Origin of the sequence: Nostoc flagelliforme FACHB-838, from assembly GCF_014698065.1 — a bacterium.
GTDB lineage: Bacteria > Cyanobacteriota > Cyanobacteriia > Cyanobacteriales > Nostocaceae > Nostoc > Nostoc flagelliforme_B.
Genome location: NZ_JACJSI010000486.1, coordinates 1 through 3,912, shown reverse-complemented (window position 1 = coordinate 3,912; position 3,912 = coordinate 1). Strand labels below are relative to the sequence as shown.

Below are 3,912 nucleotides of genomic sequence, written 5' to 3'. Positions count from 1 at the left end.
TGTAAGCAGGCTTTGATCCGTTCTTGTTTCTCTTGGTTCATTGTCAGCGATCGCACAGGGTTATCTTCCTTTACATTTTCCCATAAATGGTAAATCTTCCAAAACTGGATGCTCCCTATAAAAGCTAATGCATTCGAGGGACGTGGCGGTAATATTCGGATAAATGCTCGTGGGTTATTTCTTTCTGCCGATAGCTTTTTTAGCGCCACGTCCCAGTTAGGAGTTGATGGCACAGTTCATAACAACGGTTTTTATTATCATCCTAGTGGTCTTAAAGCAGTGCCAGAAATGGTTACAGAAACTCCGAATATGGTATCGGGTTGTGCTGCACAATCAGGCACAGGAAGTGATATGTTAATTGTGGTTAGCAACAGTCCACCGCCTAAATTTGACGAACATTTAGATAGTCAACCTATCTGGCAGAAAAATTCTATTTCATCTAAGTCCGATGAAGTTTCATCTAAGTTACAGCTATCAACAATTAAAGAGACTACAGAAATTGTTGAAGCTCAGAGTTGGGTAATAGATTCCAGAGGGAACGTCGAATTAGTTGCGGTAGCGCCTAATCAAGGTACACCTGATAACTTTTTTTCTGCCATTCCGTGTACATCGGTCGATTTTGTAGCAGAGTTTTCCCATTCTAGGAACATAGTAAAGCGATGACTAAATGGAGATATTGCCTAAAATATGCTCTTTTAGGCATTCTAACTTTATCAATAGTTTTAACTCAATCGTCTCTATTGCTGGCTCAGTCAACGGAAAAAGAAACACATATACAACAGGCTGAACTTTTAACCCAGGTGGGTAGAAAACAATTAAATCAAGGTCAAGCAGCAGAGGCTCTTGACAGTTGGCAACAAGCCACGAAAATTTATCATCAGATCAAAGATGCCGAAGGTGTTAGTGGGAGCCTGATTAATCAAAATTTTGCCTTGCAAAAATTAGGTTTACACTCTCAGGCTTGTGAGAAACTCGTGGAGGCTCTAAAATTAAATAATTGGAATTGTAACCCAACGATATTAGAACTTACCGAATACGAGAAGTCGCAACTGATAGCAGCAATACATCAGTTAAAAATAACACCAATAAGCTTATTGGGATTACAAAGCATGGGGCAAGTTCTACGCTTAGTTGGCAAGTTAAATGAATCTGAACTAATTTTGGAAAAAACACTATTATTCGCTAAACAAACACCTTCAAAAGAAATTAGCGATATTTTACTGTCATTAGCTAATACAAAACAGTCTATCTATCAACGAGCGCGAGATGAATACAAATGGATAGAGGAACCAGTCTTTAGAGAGACAATTGTAGACTCGATTCCACAGAAGGCACAGGAGTCACTTAATATATACCAACTTTTAGTAGATCGGACAAGTTCTCCACAAGAAATAAAACTACAAGCACAACTGAACCGTTTAAACTTATTACTAGACTTTGATGAATGGCTAACAGACAAACCTAAGCTAGTGAATACTCGTACAAAAGTTAATCAGCAGATTCAACCTTTAGTAGATATTATATTGCAAAACTCTTCAGTTTTTTATCAATTGTCGCCCGAACAATCTATTCAAGCTCAACTTAAATTTGCTAAAAGCCTAAGCAAAACTCAGAATCAATCATTACAATCGGTAGCTGTTCAGTATACTACATCCGCCTTAGAAATAGCTAAAAATATTAACAATCAACTCTTAAAATCTAAAAGCTTAGGTGCTTTAGGTAAGTTAAATCCATACGAATCGCAAACATATTTTGAAGAAGCTTTAAGTTTAGCTCAGTCCATTAATCATGCAGATGTTGCTTATGAATGGCAACAGCAGTTAGGGAATTTATTCCAAAAACAGGGTAAATCCAAAAGAGCTATTCAAGCTTACGGTGCAGCCATTGATAGCATAACACAAGTTCGTGATAATCTCTTGCATAGCAATTTAGATGCACAGTTTTTCTTTTATGAGAAAGTAGAGCCTGTATACCGGAATTATATGCGACTGCTGATAGCAGAACAATATCCTAATTTTGAACGTAAAGTAATAAAAGCCAACCAACAGCTTCAGTTAGCACAGTTGGAGGATTATCTAAAGTGTGGCAAACTCGACCTTATTGCTTTAGATAAAATTGATAATCTCACTGGTGCATCAGCAATTATTCACATTATCGATTTAGACAGCACTATACAGGTATTTGCTCAGTTTCCAGATTCTTCCATCCGTCATCACTCTGTTGAATCTAGGCTAGTTAAAAATCATGTTAATGCCCTGTTAAGCATCTTACAAAACAAAAGCCTTGTTTCCAGTGGCGAGGAACTTATCATTCCACATTCTCAAGCACTTTATAAGCAGCTAATTGAACCTTTTAAGAAATCTTTGCCTTCAAACGGAACTTTAGTATTTATCCTAGACAAATCTTTCCAAAGTTTACCAATGAGTATACTTCATGATGGAAAAGATTATTTATTTCAGCACTATAGTTCTTCAGAAACCTTGGGTTCTAAAGTTCGCCAGCCCAAAGCTTTACCTCAAGAACATTCAAATGCCCTAATTGGTGGAATTTCTACATTTGCTCCTAGCTTTTATGATCCTGATGCTACTCCAGGATTACAACCTTTACCTGATGTAGAGATAGAGATAGCTGAAGTGAAGAAACAAACTAATTCTTCTGTAGACTTGCTCAATAAAGAATTTAATACCAAACGATTAAGTCAAGAACTAAGCAAAAAAAACTTTAATATTCTTCACATAACAACACATGCTCAATTTAGTTCTATTCCTAGAAGAACAGGATTTTTAACTTGGAATGAGTTAGTCAATATTACCCGATTTGGTACTTTGTTAAAAAGGCAAGCTCAAATCTATCAAGATGCAATTGAGTTATTAGTGCTAAGTGCGTGCCAAACTAACTGCCAAGGGTAATAAAATGTCAGCGCTCGGGATTGCTGGTGTAGCAGCACAAGCAGGTGCAAGAAGTATAATAGCCACTTTGTGGTTAGTAGATTCTAAATCTAGTGTTTTTTTCATGAATGAATTTTACAAAAACCTCAAGCATGGTATTCCTAAAGCAGAGGCTCTAAGGCTTGCACAAATCAGTTTGATGGCAATTCCTGAGTACACTAACCCTTACCATTGGGCCCCTTACCTGCTGGTAGGGAGCTGGTTGTAATAATTTATTACTTTTAACCCTTCTTGTACATTCTTTAACTCAGTTGGGTTGTTATTAGTTTTCAATAACTCAGATGCTTTTAAATATTGACGCTGCGCTTTATCTAGTACACCAGCTTGAAAATAGCGATCGCCTAGTACTCTATAGATAGTTGGATTCCTCGTACCTGATGCAATTACATTATTTAGTTTTTCAAATGTTTCATCGAAAAGGTTTCTTGAAATAAAGACAGTATCCATGTCAAGAGCAGCTTCGTCCGGGGAAAGTTCTAATTGATTAATTTGCTCTACCGTGTCTAAAATTCGTTTGACCTCATCCTCTGGTAACAAATAGACTACTGACTGATCTGCACCCATAAGATTTTCATTTTTATAAGCGAAGATAGAAATTTTACATGTTTGTCCAGAGAGCAAAGCTTTTTCCTCCAAAGGATAAGCCAATCTAGTTTGATTTACAACTCTTTCCCAAGCAAACTCAGGACAATCAAACCTTACTGTATAAGAGGATGTTTTAAAAGTCGAAGCGAGTTAAAAATTATGCCAGTCGCCTGACCATAATCCGGATCATCGCAATGTAAATAAAAGTCTCAGAGGTTTCTGGTAGTCGTTCATAATCTTTACTTAAACGTCGACACCAGTTAAGCCAACCAAAAGTTCGCTCAACAACCCAGCGCTTTGGTAAATGGACAAAACCTTTCTTTTCCAATGGTCGAAGCACAATTTCCACAATCCAGCGAAACATATCCATCACCCAACG

Annotated in this window: 5 protein-coding genes; 3 read left to right on the top strand and 2 right to left on the bottom strand. The window is 37.2% G+C overall.

The window, feature by feature from the left end; all coding sequences use genetic code 11:
* Positions 1–108 precede the first annotated feature (108 nt).
* Genes H6G97_RS47150 through H6G97_RS55200 form a run of 3 tightly spaced genes read left to right on the top strand, consistent with a single transcriptional unit; the run spans position 109 to position 3,156 of the window.
* Positions 109–663, top strand: coding sequence for an S-layer family protein (locus H6G97_RS47150; protein WP_190947259.1), 555 nt, complete (start codon positions 109–111; stop codon positions 661–663).
* A complete protein-coding gene (locus H6G97_RS55205) occupies positions 660–2,909 on the top strand; it encodes a CHAT domain-containing protein (protein WP_190947258.1) in 2,250 nt (749 codons plus the stop codon). The genes H6G97_RS47150 and H6G97_RS55205 overlap by 4 nt, the downstream gene beginning before the upstream one ends.
* Before the next feature lie 4 nt (positions 2,910–2,913).
* The gene (locus H6G97_RS55200) at positions 2,914–3,156 is read left to right on the top strand and encodes a CHAT domain-containing protein (protein ID WP_190947257.1); all 243 of its coding nucleotides are present in this window, start codon (positions 2,914–2,916) and stop codon (positions 3,154–3,156) included.
* Here H6G97_RS55200 and H6G97_RS47135 read toward each other — a convergent pair.
* On the bottom strand, positions 3,129–3,596 hold the full coding sequence (locus H6G97_RS47135; RefSeq protein WP_190947256.1) for a tetratricopeptide repeat protein: 468 nt from the start codon (positions 3,594–3,596) through the stop codon (positions 3,129–3,131). The genes H6G97_RS55200 and H6G97_RS47135 overlap by 28 nt on opposite strands.
* A gap of 94 nt (positions 3,597–3,690) precedes the next feature.
* On the bottom strand, positions 3,691–3,912 hold a 222-nt coding region (locus tag H6G97_RS47130; RefSeq protein WP_242056109.1), incomplete at its 5' end, for a transposase.

Coding starts and splice junctions, on each gene's coding strand:
- H6G97_RS47150 (WP_190947259.1), top strand. CDS start 109: ATGCTCCCTATAAAAGCTAATGCATTCGAGGGACGTGGCGGTAATATT.
- H6G97_RS55200 (WP_190947257.1), top strand. CDS start 2,914: ATGTCAGCGCTCGGGATTGCTGGTGTAGCAGCACAAGCAGGTGCAAGA.
- H6G97_RS55205 (WP_190947258.1), top strand. CDS start 660: ATGACTAAATGGAGATATTGCCTAAAATATGCTCTTTTAGGCATTCTA.